We start from the raw sequence: 16436 nt of genomic DNA, 5'->3' as shown, positions 1-16436 counted from the left end.
GTGCACAAGCGCGCCGGCGTGCTGGTGGTCGGTGCCGGCATCGCCGGGCTGGCGTGCGCGCGCACGCTGGCGCAGGCCGGCATCGACGACGTGCACCTGTTCGACCTGGAGGACACGGCCGGCGGCAACAGCCGCGGCCACCGCATGGGCGGCATGGCCTGCCCGCTCGGCGCGCATTACCTGCCGGTGCCCGGCGACGATGCGGTCGAACTGATCGAGCTGCTGGAGTCGCTGGGGCTGCGCCGCACCGAGGGCGGCCGCGCGGTCCATGACGAGCGCCACCTGTGCCACAGCCCGCAGGAACGCCTCTTCATCGACGGCCACTGGCACGAGGGCCTGCTGCCGCCTGTGGTCGCGCTGCCCGAGGCGCAGCGCGATGCGACGCTGGCGCAGTACCGGCGCTTTGCCGACCTGGTGTCCCAGGTCGGGCCGCCGGGCACCTTCATGCTGCCGACCGCGCGTTCTGCGTGGACGCCGGCGATGCAGGCGCTGGACGGCGTCACCTTCGCACGCTGGCTCGACGAGCAGGGCGTCACCGCGCTGCCGCTGCGCTGGTACCTCGACTACTGCTGCCGCGACGACTACGGGGCCGGCGCGGCGCAGGTGTCGGCCTGGGCCGGCCTGCACTACTTCGCGAGCCGGCACGGTTTCCATGCACCGGGCGACGACGCGCGGGCGCACGACGAGGGCGTGCTGACCTGGCCGGAAGGCAATGCCTGGCTGGCACAGCGGCTGGCCGCGCCGCTCAGCGGGCGGCTGCACGATGGCTGCGTCGCGCTGGCGCTCGAGGAGGGGCGGCACGAGGTGGTGCTGGACCTGTGGAACGTGAAGGCGCAGCGCGCCGAGCGCTGGACGGCCGCGCACGCGGTGCTGGCGACGCCGCTGTTCATCGCGGGCCGGGTGCTGCGCACGCCGCCGACCGCCTTGAAGGCGGCGGTGGCGCAGATGCGGCACGCACCCTGGCTGGTCGCGAACCTGCAGTTGTCGGATGCACTGCAGGACCTGCCCGGCGCGCCGCCGTCCTGGGACAACGTGCTGTACGGCAGCAGCACGCTCGGCTATGTCGACGCGATGCACCAGAGCACGCGGGCCTACCCCGGCCCGACGGTGCTGACGGCGTACTGGGCCTTGGGCGGCGACAACGAGGCGCAGCTGCTCGCGCAGCGCAAGCGCCTGCTGGAGCAGCCGTGGCAGGCCTGGGCGCAGGCGGTGGTGCAGAACCTGGGCGAGGCGCATGCCGACCTGGGCGACAAGCTGGTGCGGGTCGACCTGATGCGCTACGGCCATGCGATGAGCATCCCGCTGCCGGGCGTGCGCGGCAGCGCGGCGCTGGCGGCGCTGGCGCGCGATGGCGGTGCAGGCGGGCGCGTGCAGTTCGCGCATGCTGACCTGTCGGCGTATTCGGTGTTCGAGGAAGCGTACTTCCACGGGCACGCAGCGGCGCGGCGCGTGGCGGCGCGGCTGAAAGGGCGTGCCTGAGGTCGGTCAGTAGCCGAGCGACATCGTCAGCGCACCGGTGACGAAGCACGAGGTGGCTAGGGCCGTGCCGGCGAGCGGGATCTTGAACCAGTAGCGGATCGCCAGCACCACGTAGGCGGCGCTCGCGAGGCCTGCCAGCCACACCAGCGTCGGGGTGTGGCGCAGCACCTCCATGTGCGTCGCCGCGAGCAGCAGGTAGACCGCCGAGAACAGCATCGCGCCCAGGCTGTGGCTCGCGTTGAAGCCGATCCATGCCTTCCACATCGTCGTGTCGCGCGTCAGCCGCGGCGAGGTCGAGCGCATCGCACGTGCGACGTTGGCATCGCGCGGGTCGAACCTGGTGGTGAAGAAGGTGCAGGCAAGGTGCAGCGTGCCGAGCACGCCATAGATCGCGGCGCCCGCAAGGATCAGGATCTGGGACATGCGGGGATTGTGGGCGAGGGTGGGGACCTGCTCGTTACGAGGCGCAACCCGGCCGGCAGGAATCACACCCCCTTGCGCCGATCCATCTCCCCTCCCGCATAGAACGCCTTCTTCGACGCATACATCGCATGGTCGGCCTCGTTCACCGCGGCCTCGATGCGACCGCCCGACTCGCAGGTCGCGGTGCCGATCGCGAAGCTCAGCGACGGCGCGCCGTGGAACTGGTTGTTCAGCTCCACCAATGACGCGAGCCGCTCCAGCACCTGCGCCGCGCCGCGCGCCTCGGTGCCCGGCATCAGCAGCGCGAACTCGTCGCCACCGATGCGCGCCGCGCACATCGGCTTGTCGATCGCCTTCGTCAGCACCTCGCCGGCACGCCGCAGCAGCGCGTCGCCAGCCGCATGCCCATGCGTGTCATTGACGAACTTCAACCCGTTCAGGTCGGCGATCGCCACCGTCACCGGCCAGGGCCCCTTGCGCTCCAGCCGGTTGATCTCGTCGACGAAGAACGCGCGGTTGCGCAGCTTGGTCAGCGGGTCGTGCTTGCCCAGGAATTCCAGGTAGGCCTCGGCCTGCTTGCGCGCCGTGATGTCGGTCAGCGAGATCAGCACCAGGTCCCAGTTGTCCTCGTGCCCCGGCAGCACCGAGAACTGCAGGTAGACGTGCAGCTTGTCGCCCGCCAGCGTGAAGTTCACCACCTCGCGCTGGTGCGTCGTCTTGCCGTTCCACAGCTCGTGCAACTGCTCGGCGAAATGCGCCGTCATGTCGTCGCGGAACACGTCGCCCAGCCCGCGCAGCAGCGTGTCCTTGTCCGGCGCGCCGAACATGTGCAGCGTCTGCCGGTTCACGTCGATCACGCGGATCTCCTGCAGGCAGCGGCTGACGAACTCGGGGTGCACGTCGGTGAAGACGCGGAAGTCGCTGATGCCCTGCGAGCGCGCCTCGTCGAGCAGCCGCTTCACGCTGCTGAAGTCCTCGACCCACAGCGACACCGGCGAATGCTCGAACAGGCCGCGCGCATACAGCTCGCTCAGGCGCAGCGCACGCGTGGCGCGGCTGCGCTCGGTCACGTCCTCGATCGACAGCAGCACGCGGTCCCAGGTGGCCTCGTGGCCGGGCAGCACGTGCGCGTTCAGCACGATGTCCAGCCGCGTGCCGTCCAGCGTGTAGTTGACGGTGTGGCTGGTGAAGCGCGTGCGCCCTTCCCACAGCGCCACCAGCTCCTCGACGTGCTGCTCGAACATGTCGTCGCGGAACACCTGCGGCAGGTGCTCGACCAGGTGCGCCAGGTCGCGCGCGCCGTACAGCTCGAGCGTGCGGCGGTTGACCTGCAGCACGCGCAGGCAGGCCGAGCACTCGGCCACGCGGCGCCGGTCGGCGTGCAGGTGGGCGCGCAGGTCGCCGACGCCGGCGGCGCGCCAGCGCGCGAAGGTGGCGTGCAGCGCGCTGTAGTCCTCCAGCCACAGCGACACCGGCGCCAGCTCGAACAGGCTGGCCAGTTCGCCGGCCGGCAGGGCATCGCTGACGTTCATGGGTTCATCCAGGCTTCGATCGCATCCGCATCCACCGGCACGCCGCGGCTGATCAGTTCGCAGCCCCCCGGCGTCAGCACCGCATCGTCCTCGATGCGGATGCCGATGTTCCAGAACGCTTCCGGCACGTCGGCGGCCGGCTGCACGTACAGCCCCGGCTCCAGCGTCACCACCATGCCGCACTGCAGGCGGCGCGATGGCGCGCGCACGACGCGGCCGCCGCGGAAGTCCGGCTGGTCGAAGGCCGGTTCGTCGAGTGCGAGGTACTCGCCGACGTCGTGCACGTCGCGGCCCAGCCAGTGGCCGGTGTCGTGCATGAAGAAGCGCCGGTAGGCGCCGCTGGCCATCACCGCGTCGACGTCGCCGTGCCGCTCGCGCGCCAGCAGGCCGTGGTCCAGCATGCCCTGCGCCAGCACCCGCACCGCCGCCTCGTGCGCATCGCGCTGGCGCAGGCCGGGCCGGGTCTGCTCGACCGCGGCGCGCTGCGCCGCGACGACGACCTCGTACAGCGCCCGCTGCGGCGCGCTGAAGCGGCCGTCGGCCGGGAAGGTGCGGCTGACGTCGCTCGCATAGCCGTCGAGCTCGCAGCCGGCATCCACCAGGCACAGCTGGCCGGCCCGCAGCACGCTGCGGCCGGCGGCATGGTGCAGCACGCAGGCGTTGCCGCCGGCCGCGACGATGCTCTCGTAGGCCGGCCCGCTGGCGCCGTGGCGGCGGAATTCGTGCAGCAGCTCCGCCTCGATCTCGTACTCGTGCACCGCCGCCGCCGGGTCGGCGTGGAAACGCTGCGCGCAGTAGCGCATCGCGCGCGCATGCGCACCGGCCGAGATCCGCGCCGCGCGGCGCATCGTCGCGATCTCGCCCTCGTCCTTGACCAGCCGCATCTCGTCGAGCAGCCCGCCCAGGTCGCGGTGCACCGGCCCTTCGACGCCCAGCCCGGCCCGCGCGCGCGCCTGCGCCAGCCAGCCCGGCAGGCGCTGGTCGAGCGGGGTCGGCACGGTGAACAGGGTCCAGACGTTGCGCTCGCGGCCCATCAGGTCGGGCAGCAGCTCGTCCAGCCGCTCGATCGGGAAGGCCTGGTCGACCCCCAGCGCCTCGGGTGCTGCCTCGGGCCCGAGCATCGGGCCTTCCCACACCGAACGCTCGGCGCTGCCACTGTGGCAGAACAACCGGGTGTGGCCGTCGGCATGCAGCACCAGGCAGCTGTGCGGCTCGTCGAAACCGGTCAGGTAGTGGAAGTGGCTGCCATGGCGGAACGGGTGCTCGTTGTCGCCGTTGCGCGTCTGGCCCGCGGCGGTCGGCACGATCGCGATGCCGCCGCCGCCCTGCGCAAGCCGCTGGGCCAGCTGGGCGCGACGTTCGCGGAAGGGCTGGCCGTGCATGGTCGGATGAGGAGTGGAGGTCAGTACTCGCTGTCGGCTTGGGTCTGAGGCTGCGTGACGGGGGATGTGTCGCCGCTGCCTTCCGCCCGCTTGCGCAGGCGGCGCAGTTCTTTCAGCATTTCCTTGTCGCCGGCAGTCGGGATGCGGCCGCCCTCGGGGTTGGGCTTCGCGTTCTTCTGCTTGTCGTTCAGCGTCTGCAGGCGGGCGCGGATCTGGTTGGCGGCGTTCTCCACCGCGTCCAGGCTTTCGTCGGCATCGGTCTTCGGCAACGCGACAGCGCGTTTGTCGGTCATGCGCATCAGCAGCCGGCAGACGCGGTTGTGGTTCAGGTGGCGCAGCGTCGGCAGCGTGCCGTCTTCCTCGACCACGCTGACGTCGCGGATGTTCTCGATCGCCACCTGGTGCACCTTGCGGCCGAAGCCGCGCTGGAACCAGACGTAGCTCGCGCTGACCGCGACGCGCTCCCAGCGCGACATGTCGAAGGCCACCGCCCCCAGCACGCCCAGCACGCCGAGCGCGGTCAGCCAGCCCAGCGACAGCGCGACGCCCAGCCACATCACCAGCCCGGCGGCCAGCGCGGCGGCCACCACCTCGAGCATCGCGCGGTCGGAGGTGCCGTAGACGCGGCGCTCGTAGCCGCCGATCTCGAGTTCGCCGCTGGCCAGCGGATGGAATGACGCGGCCAGCGCCTTGGCGCCGCGGCCGAGGCCGATGTGCCCCGCGACCGCGAAGGCCACGAGGAAGGGCAGCATCAGCCAGGTCGACAGCGAGGCCAGCCCGCCGGCGTCGCGGGTGGCGGCCTGGGCCAGGGAGGGGCTGAGCAGCGTCGGAAGCGCCAACGGGAGCAGGGGCAAGCAGGGGTGCGGGATCTTGGTCACGGTCGCGACGGTAACGCGAAGCGCCGCCCACGCAAAGGGGGCGGACGCGAGTACCCGCACTGGCCCGTGGGGGCTCGCCGCCGGCGTGCAAATCGCGCGCCAGGGTGTGGCTAAGATGCCGCACTTCTTAACGGGGTGTTGCCAATGAAATACCGTCGCTTGGGCCGCAGCGGCCTGCAGGTCAGCGAGCTGTCGCTCGGCTCCTGGGTCACCTACCACAACCAGGTGGACACCGGATCGGCCACGGAGATGCTCGCGGCGGCCGCCGACGCCGGCGTCAATTTCTTCGACAACGCCGAGGCCTACGCCGCCGGCCAGAGCGAGGTCGTGATGGGCGAGGCGTTCAGGCAGCTGAAGTGGCCGCGCCTGAACTTCGTCGTGTCGACCAAGTTCTTCTGGGGCCTGGACCGCGAAGGCAACACCGTCAACCGCCGCGACACGCTGAACCGCAAGTACCTGATGCAGGCCATCGACGGCTCGCTCAAGCGCATGCAGCTGGAGCACATCGACCTGGTCTACTGCCACCGCCCCGACCCGCACACGCCGATCGAGGAAACCGTGTGGGCGATGAGCGACATGATCACGCGCGGCAAGGCCTTGTACTGGGGCACCAGCGAGTGGAGCGCGGCCGAGATCCGCGCCGCGTACGACATCGCCGAGCGCCACCACCTGCACAAGCCGGTGATGGAGCAGCCGCAGTACCACCTGTTCCACCGCCAGCGCGTCGAGCAGGAATACGCACGCCTGTACGACGACATCGGCCTGGGCCTGACCACCTGGAGCCCGCTGGCCAGCGGCTTGCTGACCGGCAAGTACCGCGGCGGCGTGCCGCAGGGCAGCCGCGGTGCGCTCGAAGGCATGGGCTTCCTGGTGAAGGGCCTGACCGACGCCGACAAGAACGCCGCGGTCGCGAAGCTGGAACCGATCGCTCGCGACCTGGGCGGCAACCTGGCCCAGCTGGCCGTCGCCTGGGTCAACCGCAACCCGCGCGTCAGCACGGTGATCCTGGGCGCCTCGAAGCTGTCGCAGCTGCAGGACAACCTGGGCGCGCTGGCGCTGACGCCGAAGCTGACGCCCGAGGTGCTGGCGAAGATCGACGAAATCACGCTGCCGCTGGCGGGCTGAGCGGCTCGCTGCCCCGATCCCGGATGCCAATCCGGGATTTCTTTTGCCATTTTCTATACGGTCGTATAGTTATGCCATGCCCCGCCCGTCCCAGAACGTCGACCAGCGCCTGCTCGATGCCGGCCTCGAACTGCTGCCGCAGACCGGCTGCGCCGGGCTGTCGGTGCGCCGGCTCACCGAGCACGCGGGCGTCAACCTGGGCATGTTCCACTACCACTTCAAGAGCAAGGACAACTTCATCCGCACGGTGCTGCAGCGCACCTACGAGGAGATGTTCGCGGCGCTGACGCTCAAGATCGACCCGGCTGCGTCGCCGGTGCACAACCTGCGCGGCGCGGTGCGCGTGCTGGCGCATTTCGGGCGCCAGCACCGCCATCTGATGGTGCGCATCCTGGCCGACGCGATGGGCGGCGAGACATTGGCGCGCGAGTTCCTGCAAGCCAACCTGCCGCGCCACATCGGCGTCGTGGGGGCGCTGATTGCCCAGGCGCAGCAGCGCGGCGAGTTTCGGGCGGCACCGCCGCCGCAGGTGCTGGCCTTCATCGCGGCCGGCGTCGCGTCGCCGATCCTGATYGGCACCGCGATGCAGGGCGAGGGTGCCCTGCCCGGCGTGGCCGCGGTGGTCGACGAACACCTGCTGTCCGATGCGGCGATCGAGACGCGCATCGATGCCGCGCTGCGCGCGTGGCTCGTTCAACCGGGAGCAACCCCATGAAACACCTTGCCGTGCTGACGATGGCCATCGCGCTGGCCGGCTGCAGCAAGCCGCCGGTCGACTGGTATGCCGGCTATGCCGAAGGCGACTACGTGCGCCTGTCGGCCCCGGTGGCCGGCACGCTGGCCAGGTTGCATCTGCAGCGCGGCGACCGCGTCGAGGCGGCCGCGCCGGCCTTCGTGCTCGAACAGGACAGCGAGCGCGCCGCGCGCGAAGAGGCCGAGTCGCGCATGCGCGTCGCCCAGCAGCAGCTGGCCAACCTGCAGACCGGCAAGCGGCCCGACGAGCTGGCGGCGGTGCGCGCGCAGCTGGCGCAGGCGCAGTCGGCGCTGGTGCTGTCCAACGCCGAGCTGGCGCGCACCGCGAAGCTGGTGGCCGAGCAGTTCAACTCGCCGGCCACGCTCGACCAGGCGCGCGCCAACGTCGCGCGCGACCAGGCCCGCGTCAATGAGCTGGCGGCCCAGCTGCGCGTGGCGATGCAGGGTGCGCGCAGCGCCGAGATCGCCGCGGCCGGGCAGGAGGTGAAGGCGGCCCAGGCGCAGCTCGCGCAGGCCGAATGGCGCGTTGCGCAGAAGACGCAGCGCACGCCGGCGGCCGGCGACGTGGTCGACGTGTTGTACCGCGAAGGCGAGTACGTGCCGCTGGGCGGCCCGGTGCTGACGCTGCTGCCGCCGGGCAACCTGAAGGCGCGCTTCTTCGTGCCGCAGGCGGTGGTCGGCAGCCTGTCGGTCGGCCAGGCGGTGAGCCTGCAGTGCGATGGCTGCGGCGCGCCGATCCCGGCGCGGCTGAGCTTCATCGCGCGCGAGGCCGAGTTCACGTCGCCGCTGATCTACAGCCGCGAGAACCGCTCGGCGCTGGTGTTCATGGTGGAAGCCCGGCCCGAGCCGGCCGAGGCGCGCCGGCTGCACCCGGGCCAGCCGCTGGAAGTTCGCCTGGGCGCGAAGTCGTGAGGAACGGCGCATGAGCGAAGCCGCCGCGCTGATCGACGTGCACGGCCTGACCAAGCGCTACGGCGGCCGCACCGTCGTCGACCACGTCGACCTGCGCGTCGCGAAGGGCCGCATCTACGGCTTCCTCGGGCCGAACGGCAGCGGCAAGACCACCACCATCCGCATGCTGTGCGGGCTGCTGACGCCCGACGACGGCGGCGGCACCTGCATGGGCCACGACATCCGGACGCAGGCGCGCGAGATCAAGCGCCAGGTCGGCTACATGACGCAGCGCTTCGGGCTGTACGAAGACCTCAGCATCGAGGAGAACCTGGATTTCATCGCGCGCGTGTACGCGGTGCCCGGGCGGCGCGAGAAGGTCACCGCCACGCTGCACAAGCTCGGCCTGGAGACGCGCCGCACGCAGCTGGCCGGATCGCTGTCCGGCGGCTGGAAGCAGCGCCTCGCGCTGGCGGCCTGCCTCATTCACGAGCCGCAACTGCTGTTGCTGGACGAACCGACCGCCGGCGTCGACCCGGCGGCACGGCGCGACTTCTGGGACCAGATCCACGACCTGGCCGCGGCCGGGCTGACGGTGCTGGTGTCGACGCACTACATGGACGAGGCCGAGCGCTGCCACGAGCTCGCCTACATCGCCTACGGCAAGCTGCTGACGCACGGCACGGTGCAACAGGTGATCGCCAGCGCCGGCCTGGTGACCTGGGCGGTGGCCGGGCCGGAGCTGGTGGAGGTGGGCCACCGGCTGCGCGAGGCGCCCGGCGTCCGCACCGTGGCGCCGTTCGGCTCCACGCTGCATGTCAGCGGCGACAGCGAGCAGGCGATCCGCGACGCGCTTGGCGCGCTCGACCGCCGGGACCTGAAGGCGAACGCGATCGAGCCCAGCCTGGAGGACGTCTTCATCGCGCTGATGCAGGACGCGCAGGACAACTTCGCCGCGACGCACACGCCATGAGCTGGAGCCGCTTCGTCGCCATCCTCGTCAAGGAACTGCGCCAGGTGCGCCGCGACCGGCTCACCTTCGGGATGATGGTGATCGTGCCGATCATGCAGCTGGTGCTGTTCGGCTTCGCGATCAACAACGACCCGAAGCACCTGCCGGCGGCCATCGTCGTGCTGGACCAGAGCGAATTCACGCGCAGCTTCGTGGCGGGGCTGGAGAACTCGCAGTACTTCCGCATCGTCGGCCGCCCGGCCGGCGTGGCCGAGGCCGACGCGCTGCTGGCCACCGGCCAGGTGCAGTTCGCGCTGGTCGTGCCACCCGATTTCTCTCGCAGGCTGCAGCGCGGCGAACGCCCGGCGATGCTGCTGGCGGCCGATGCCACCGACCCGGCGGCCACCGGCAACGCGATCGCGGCGCTGAACGGCATCGGCCAGCGTGCGCTCGCACGCGACCTGGTGGGCCCGCTCGCGGCGCTGCGCCCCTCCGATGCGCCGTTCGAGATCCGCGTCCAGCGCCGCTACAACCCCGAGGGCCTGACCAGCTACAACGTGATCCCCGGGCTGATCGGCGTGATCCTGACGATGACGATGGTGATGATGACCTCGCTCGCGATGACGCGCGAACGCGAGCGCGGCACGATGGAGAACCTGCTCGCGACCCCAGCACGGCCGGTCGAGGTGATGCTCGGCAAGATCGTGCCCTACATCCTGATCGGCTACGTGCAGGTGACGGTGATCCTGGTGGCGGCGCGGCTGCTGTTCGACGTGCCGATGGAAGGCAGCGTGCTGCTGCTGGCGCTGGCGCTGGTGGTGTTCATCGCGGCCAACCTGGCGGTCGGCTTCACGTTCTCGACCATCGCGCGCAACCAGCTGCAGGCGATGCAGCTCACGTTCTTCTTCTTCCTGCCGTCGATGCTGCTGACCGGCTTCATGTTCCCGTTCCGCGGCATGCCGGGCTGGGCGCAGGCGATCGGCGAGGCGCTGCCGCTGACGCATTTCCTGCGCGTCGTGCGCGGCATCATGCTGAAGGGCAACGGCCTGGCCGAGGTGGCGCCGCACCTGTGGCCGATCGCGCTGTTCATGGCGGTGGCCGGTGCGGTGGCGCTGGCGCGCTACCGCCAGACGGTGGACTGATAACCTGTCGCTTCAAGACAAAGAAGGGTTTTCATGCAACGGATCGTGATCGTGGGCGGTKGCGCCGGTGGCCTGGCGCTGGCAACGCAACTCGGCAAGACACTCGGCCGCCGGGGCGTGGCCGAGATCACGCTGGTCGACGCGGCACGCACCCACGTGTGGAAGCCGCTGCTGCACCAACTGGCCGCCGGCAGCTTCGACACGCACGCCGAGGAGATCGAGTTCCTCGCGCAGGCGCGCGGCCACCACTTCAAGTTCCGCCTCGGCCGGCTGTCCGGCGTCGACCGCAAGGCGAAGACGGTGCAGCTGGAGGCGAGCTACGACGACGCCGGGCGCGAGATCACGCCGGCGCAGACGCTGGCCTACGACACGCTGGTGATCTCGGTGGGCAGCCAGACCAACGACTTCGGCACGGCGGGCGCGGCCGAGCACACCATCAAGCTGGACAGCCCGCAGGCGGCCAAGCGCTTCAACGACCGGCTGATCAACGCTTGCATCCGCGCGCAGAGCGTGCCGCGCGCCGCCGGCAGCGGCCGGCTGACGGTGACCATCGTCGGCGGCGGCGCCACCGGCGTCGAGCTGGCGGCCGAGCTGCATGCGGCGGCGCGCGTGCTGGCCAACTACGGCTTCGACCACATCCACCCCGAGAAGGACCTGCAGATCGTGCTGGTGGAGGCGGCGCCGCGGCTGCTGTCGCAGCTGCCCGAGCGGCTCAGCGAGGCGGCGGTGCGCGAGCTGCGCAAGCTGGCGATCGAGGTGCACACCAACGAGCGCGTGGTCGAGGTCACGGCCGACAGCCTGAAGATGGCGAGCGGCAAGGTGGTCGGCTCCGACCTGACGGTGTGGGCGGCCGGCGTGAAGGCGGCGGATTTCCTGCGCACGCTGGGCGGCGACGATGCACTGGAGACCAACAAGCTGAACCAGCTGCTGGTCAACGGCAACCTGCAGACCACGCGCGACGCAAGCATCTTCGCGTTCGGCGATTGCGCGGCCTGCCAGCAGCCGGACGGCACCTGGGTGCCGCCGCGCGCGCAGGCGGCCTACCAGGAGGCGATGTACCTGGTGAAGGCCATGCCCAGGCTGATGGCGGGGCAGGCGGTGAAGCCGTTCGTCTTCAGCGACAAGGGCTCGCTGGTGTCGCTGTCGGAATACTCCTCGGTCGGCAGCCTGATGGGCAGCCTGACGCGCGGCAGCCTGTTCATCGAGGGGCGGCTCGCGCAGTTCATGTACTGGGCGCTGCACAAGCAGCACCAGATGGCCCTGGGCGGCTTCTGGCGGATGGTGCTGGTGACGCTGTCGGAGTTCCTGGACCGCACCTACCGGCCGCGCATCAAGCTGCATTGAGGAAACTCCTCCGTTTGGACTGAGCTTGTCGAAGGCCCGCGTGCATCGAACCAGGGCTTCGACAAGCTCAGCCCGAACGGGGTGGGGCATTCAGTGCGGCGAGCTGCGCCGGCGTGCCCACGTTCTCCCACTCGCCGCGCCACACCTCGGCGCTGATGCGCCGCTCGCGCATGCCGGCGAACAAGAGCGGACCCAATGCGGCCTTCGTGCCAGCGGCGATGCCCGCACACAGCGACGCCCGGCACAGCGCCAGGTTCGCATACGTCCACTTCAGCCCGTCCGGCCCCGGCCCATCGAGCCCCATGCCATCGGCATCCAGGCCGAAATCCCCCCTCGCATGGAACACCGGGTTCGGCACCAGCCACAGGTGAGCCAGCAGCGTGCCGCCCGCGAAGCGCTCGCCTTGCGCCGCATCGAAGCGGAAGCCCGGTGCGTGGATGTCGCCCGACACCACCCAGAAGCAATCGTCCGGCCCGTCGACCAGCCACGGCAAGGCCTTCGCGATGCCGCCCGCCGTCTCCAGCGCGCCGCCGTGGTCGCGCCCTTCCATCGAGTAGCGGATGCGCACGCCCCAGCGGCTGCCATCCCCCAGCGCCGCCGGAATCTGTTCTTCCAGCCACGCCGTGTTGACGATCACCTCGCGCACGCCGTCGCGCGCCAGCGCCTCGAGGTGCCATTCGATCAGCGGCTTGCCGTGCACCTTCAGCAGCGGCTTCGGGCAGGCATCGGTCAGCGGGCGCATGCGCTCGCCGCGGCCGGCCGCCAGGATGATGGCCTTCATGCGGCGTTGCCCCGTTCGAGCGACTGCCGCTGCACCCGCTGCGGCTCGAACGCCGCCAGCAGCGTCTCCAGCAGCGCCTGCGCCTTCGCGGAGTTGTCGGCCCCGAGGTTGCACACGTAGACGTCCAGCGTCACCGCGCCCAGCTCGGGCCAGGTGTGCACCGCGAGGTGCGATTCGGCCAGCAGCACCACGCCGGTCACGCCGCCCGGTGCCGGGAAGCGGTGGAACAGCTCGCCCACCGGCTGCAGGCCGGCCGCCTGCACGGCCGCCACGCAGCGGCCGCGCAGCGCGTGCGGGTCGGTCATCGCGGGCTGGGTGACGGGGCAGCCGCGCAGGTCGGCGGTGAGGTGCAGGCCTTGCATCGGCAGGATTATCGGTGGCGCCTAAAATGCCCGGTTTCCGCCCCCGCTCGACACCGTTTCCCCCGAACCCAACCCCAGGAGCCGCCCGGCATGACTGCCCCCGCCCACGACACCACCCTGATGGCCAACGCCATCCGCGCCTTGGCGATGGACGCCGTCCAGCAGGCCAATTCCGGCCACCCGGGTGCCCCGATGGGCATGGCCGACATCGCAGTCGCCCTGTGGGGACGGCACCTGCGCCACAACCCGGCCAACCCGCACTGGGCCAACCGCGACCGCTTCGTGCTGAGCAACGGCCACGGCTCGATGCTGCTGTACGCGCTGCTGCACCTGAGCGGCTACGACCTCCCGATGAGCGAGTTGCGCAACTTCCGCCAGCTGCACAGCAAGACCCCGGGCCACCCGGAAGTGGGCATCACCCCCGGCGTCGAGACCACCACCGGCCCGCTCGGCCAGGGCGTCACCAACGCCGTCGGCATGGCGCTGGCCGAGAAGCTGCTGGCCAAGGAATTCAACCGCGACGGCCATGCCATCGTCGACCACCACACCTACGTGTTCCTGGGCGACGGCTGCCTGATGGAAGGCATCAGCCACGAGGCCGCCGCGCTGGCCGGCGCCTGGCGCCTGAACAAGCTGATCGCGCTGTACGACGACAACGGCATCTCGATCGACGGCAAGGTCGCGCCGTGGTTCATCGACGACACGCCCAGGCGCTTCGAGGCCTACGGCTGGAACGTGATCCCGCACGTCGACGGCCATGACGTGGCCGCGGTCGACGCCGCGATCACGGCCGCCAAGCGGGCCGACAAGCCGACGCTGATCTGCTGCAAGACCACCATCGGCAAGGGCGCGCCGAACCGCGGCGGCACCGCCAAGGCGCACGGCGAGGCGCTGGGCGCCGACGAGATCAAGCTGACGCGCGAGGCGCTGGGCTGGGCCTGGGAGCCGTTCGTGATCCCCGAGCAGGCCTACGAAGAGTGGGACAGCCGCAGCGACGGCCTGGCCGCCGAGACGCAATGGGTCGACGCCTTCGAGGCCTATTCGAAGGCGCACCCGGAACTGGCGGTCGAGTTCATCCGCCGCATGGAACACGAGCTGCCGAAGAACTTCGCGCAAACCGTGCTCGACACCGCGGTGGCCGCGAACGCGAAGGCCGAGAACGTGGCCAGCCGCAAGGCCAGCCAGCTCGCGCTGGAGGCCTTCACGAAAGCGCTGCCCGAGCTGCTGGGCGGCAGCGCCGACCTGACCGGCTCGAACCTCACCAACACCAGCAGCACGCCGCCGCTGCGCATGGAGGCCGACGGCTCGCCGAACGGCGGGCGCCACATCAACTACGGCGTGCGCGAGTTCGGCATGGCCGCGATCATGAACGGCATCGCGCTGCACGGCGGCTTCATCCCGTACGGCGGCACCTTCCTGACCTTCAGCGACTACAGCCGCAATGCGATCCGCATGGCCGCGCTGATGAAGATCCGCGTCATCCACGTCTTCACGCACGACAGCATCGGCCTGGGCGAGGACGGCCCGACGCACCAGTCGATCGAGCATGCCGCCGCGCTGCGCCTGATCCCGGGCCTGGACGTCTGGCGCCCGGCCGATACCGCCGAGACCGCGGTGGCCTGGGCCAGCGCGATCGAGCACCGCAACCGCCCGAGCGCGCTGCTGCTGTCGCGCCAGAACCTGCCGTACGCGCCGAAGGCCGAGTTCGCGGCCGGCCAGCCGCAGGCGGGCATCGACCTGATCGCCAAGGGCGGCTACGTGCTGGCCGAACCGGCCGAGGTGGGCCTGAAGAAGAAGGCGCAGGCGGTGATCATCGCCACCGGTTCCGAGGTGCAGCTCGCGCTGCACGCGCAGCAGCTGCTGGCCAGGCCCGAGAACGGCGGCATCGCGGTGCGCGTGGTCAGCATGCCCAGCACCTCGGTATTCGACCGCCAGGGCGCCGCCTACAAGACCGCCGTGCTGCCGCAGGGCCTGCCGCGCATCGCGGTCGAGATGGGCGTCAGCGACGGCTGGTGGAAGTACGGCTGCGCCGCGGTGGTCGGCATCGACACCTTCGGCGAATCGGCCCCGGCGCCGGCGCTGTTCAAGTTCTTCCACTTCACGCCCGAGAACGTCGCCGACACCGTGCGCGTGGTGCTGGGCCGCTGAAGTCCGTGTTTCATTCGTGAGCGCTAACTGGAGAGACAGATCATGACCATCAAGATCGGCATCAACGGCTTCGGCCGCATCGGGCGCATGGTGTTCCGCGCGGCCGTGCAGAACTTCAGCGACATCGAGGTCGTCGCCATCAACGACCTGCTGGAGCCCGACTACCTCGCCTACATGCTGCAGTACGACTCGGTGCACGGCCGCTTCGACGGCACGGTGGCGGTCGACGGCAACACGCTGATCGTCAACGGCAGGAAGATCCGCCTGAGCGCCGTCAAGGACCCGGCCGAGCTGAAGTGGGGCGAGGTCGGCGCCGACATCATCGTCGAAGGCACCGGCATCTTCCTGACCAAGGACACGGCGTCCAAGCACATCGCCGCCGGCGGCAAGAAGGTCGTGATGACCGGCCCGTCGAAGGACGACACGCCGATGTTCGTGTTCGGCGTCAACGACAAGACGTACAAGGGCGAGACCATCATCTCGAACGCGTCCTGCACCACCAACTGCCTGGCGCCTCTGGCCAAGGTGCTGAACGACAAGTGGGGCATCAAGCGCGGCCTGATGACCACGGTGCACGCCACCACCGCGACGCAGAAGACGGTCGACGGCCCGAGCAACAAGGACTGGCGCGGCGGCCGCGGCATCCTCGAGAACATCATCCCGTCGAGCACCGGTGCGGCCAAGGCGGTCGGCGTCGTGATCCCCGAGCTGAACAAGAAGATCACCGGCATGGCCTTCCGCGTGCCGACCTCCGACGTGTCGGTGGTCGACCTGACGGTCGAGCTGAACAAGGAAGCGACCTACAAGGAGATCTGCGCCGAGTTCAAGGCACAGTCCGAAGGCGCGCTGAAGGGCATCCTCGGCTACACCGAGGACAAGGTGGTCGCCACCGACTTCCGCGGCGACCCGCGCACTTCGATCTTCGACGCCGATGCCGGCATCGCGCTGGACAGCACCTTCGTGAAGCTGGTGTCGTGGTACGACAACGAGTGGGGCTACTCGAACAAGGTGCTCGAGATGGTGCGCGTGATCGCATAACTGGGGCCCCTCGGCGAAAGGGTACTTTCGCCGATCCCCCGAGGGGATGCCGGCCGGCTTGGGGCGGCACGGCGCTCGGCCGGGTGCACGCCCGGCCGTTGCAAATTCACGGCAGTTGAAACGCAGTTGTCGCCAAGCGTGTCCGCCGATGTCCGGGCGCCCCCCAAGCGACGTGGCGCTGCCTACACTGGCCGTCCCGGGCCGGT

The 16436-nt window shown here is 70.4% G+C and carries 15 protein-coding genes; 9 read left to right on the top strand and 6 right to left on the bottom strand.

The annotated features are described in order from the left end of the window. Positions 1-1479 (top strand): FAD-dependent oxidoreductase (locus tag AC1DYN_RS07415; RefSeq protein ID WP_477958480.1); only part of this gene is annotated, 1479 nt, incomplete at its 5' end. A 6-nt stretch (positions 1480-1485) separates the two neighbouring features. On the opposite strand, the gene AC1DYN_RS07410 is transcribed toward AC1DYN_RS07415, so the two are convergent. From AC1DYN_RS07410 to AC1DYN_RS07395, 4 genes are all read right to left on the bottom strand, one after another. Next, positions 1486-1902, bottom strand: a complete 417-nt coding sequence (locus AC1DYN_RS07410; protein ID WP_477958479.1) for an LIC_13387 family protein — start codon at positions 1900-1902, stop codon at positions 1486-1488. Between the two features lie 62 nt (positions 1903-1964). After that, positions 1965-3434 carry a sensor domain-containing diguanylate cyclase gene (locus AC1DYN_RS07405; RefSeq protein ID WP_477958478.1) on the bottom strand — a complete coding sequence of 490 codons (1470 nt, stop codon included), beginning with the start codon at positions 3432-3434 and terminating at the stop codon, positions 1965-1967. Continuing rightward, a complete protein-coding gene (locus AC1DYN_RS07400) occupies positions 3431-4816 on the bottom strand; it encodes an aminopeptidase P N-terminal domain-containing protein (protein ID WP_477958477.1) in 1386 nt (461 codons plus the stop codon). The genes AC1DYN_RS07405 and AC1DYN_RS07400 overlap by 4 nt, the downstream gene beginning before the upstream one ends. A 20-nt stretch (positions 4817-4836) precedes the next feature. Further along, the gene (locus AC1DYN_RS07395; protein ID WP_477958476.1) at positions 4837-5655 is read right to left on the bottom strand and encodes a hypothetical protein; all 819 of its coding nucleotides are present in this window, start codon (positions 5653-5655) and stop codon (positions 4837-4839) included. A 183-nt stretch (positions 5656-5838) separates the two neighbouring features. On the opposite strand from AC1DYN_RS07395, the gene AC1DYN_RS07390 reads away from it, so the two are divergent. From AC1DYN_RS07390 to AC1DYN_RS07365, 6 genes are all read left to right on the top strand, one after another. After that, positions 5839-6819 (top strand): potassium channel beta subunit family protein, encoded by a 981-nt coding sequence (locus AC1DYN_RS07390; RefSeq protein WP_477958475.1) that lies wholly within the window; start codon positions 5839-5841, stop codon positions 6817-6819. A gap of 76 nt (positions 6820-6895) precedes the next feature. Further along, positions 6896-7534, top strand: a complete 639-nt coding sequence (locus AC1DYN_RS07385; RefSeq protein ID WP_477958474.1) for a TetR/AcrR family transcriptional regulator — start codon at positions 6896-6898, stop codon at positions 7532-7534. Beyond that, positions 7531-8484 (top strand): HlyD family secretion protein, encoded by a 954-nt coding sequence (locus tag AC1DYN_RS07380; RefSeq protein WP_477958473.1) that lies wholly within the window; start codon positions 7531-7533, stop codon positions 8482-8484. The genes AC1DYN_RS07385 and AC1DYN_RS07380 overlap by 4 nt, the downstream gene beginning before the upstream one ends. A gap of 10 nt (positions 8485-8494) precedes the next feature. Next, positions 8495-9436 carry an ABC transporter ATP-binding protein gene (locus AC1DYN_RS07375; RefSeq protein ID WP_477958472.1) on the top strand — a complete coding sequence of 314 codons (942 nt, stop codon included), beginning with the start codon at positions 8495-8497 and terminating at the stop codon, positions 9434-9436. Beyond that, the gene (locus tag AC1DYN_RS07370; RefSeq protein ID WP_477958471.1) at positions 9433-10557 is read left to right on the top strand and encodes an ABC transporter permease; all 1125 of its coding nucleotides are present in this window, start codon (positions 9433-9435) and stop codon (positions 10555-10557) included. Before AC1DYN_RS07375 ends, AC1DYN_RS07370 begins: the two co-directional genes overlap by 4 nt. A 33-nt stretch (positions 10558-10590) precedes the next feature. Further along, complete coding sequence (locus tag AC1DYN_RS07365; protein WP_477958470.1) at positions 10591-11901, top strand: NAD(P)/FAD-dependent oxidoreductase; 1311 nt, start codon at positions 10591-10593, stop codon at positions 11899-11901. A 67-nt stretch (positions 11902-11968) separates the two neighbouring features. Here AC1DYN_RS07365 and murU read toward each other — a convergent pair whose 3' ends face one another. After that, positions 11969-12682: an N-acetylmuramate alpha-1-phosphate uridylyltransferase MurU gene (gene murU / locus AC1DYN_RS07360; protein ID WP_477958469.1), complete on the bottom strand. Its 714-nt coding sequence runs from the start codon at positions 12680-12682 to the stop codon at positions 11969-11971. After that, on the bottom strand, positions 12679-13044 hold the full coding sequence (speD, locus tag AC1DYN_RS07355) for an adenosylmethionine decarboxylase (protein WP_477958468.1): 366 nt from the start codon (positions 13042-13044) through the stop codon (positions 12679-12681). The genes murU and speD overlap by 4 nt, the downstream gene beginning before the upstream one ends. Positions 13045-13134: 90 nt before the next feature. Between speD and tkt the strand changes: the two genes are divergently transcribed. Continuing rightward, a complete protein-coding gene (gene tkt, locus AC1DYN_RS07350; RefSeq protein ID WP_477958467.1) occupies positions 13135-15192 on the top strand; it encodes a transketolase in 2058 nt (685 codons plus the stop codon). 42 nt (positions 15193-15234) lie between these two features. Then, complete coding sequence (gap, locus tag AC1DYN_RS07345; RefSeq protein ID WP_477958466.1) at positions 15235-16230, top strand: type I glyceraldehyde-3-phosphate dehydrogenase; 996 nt, start codon at positions 15235-15237, stop codon at positions 16228-16230. Positions 16231-16436: the final 206 nt, after the last annotated feature.

Source organism: Rhizobacter sp. P2_D12 (assembly GCF_056404395.1).
This window is presented reverse-complemented; position numbering and strand designations above follow the sequence as displayed.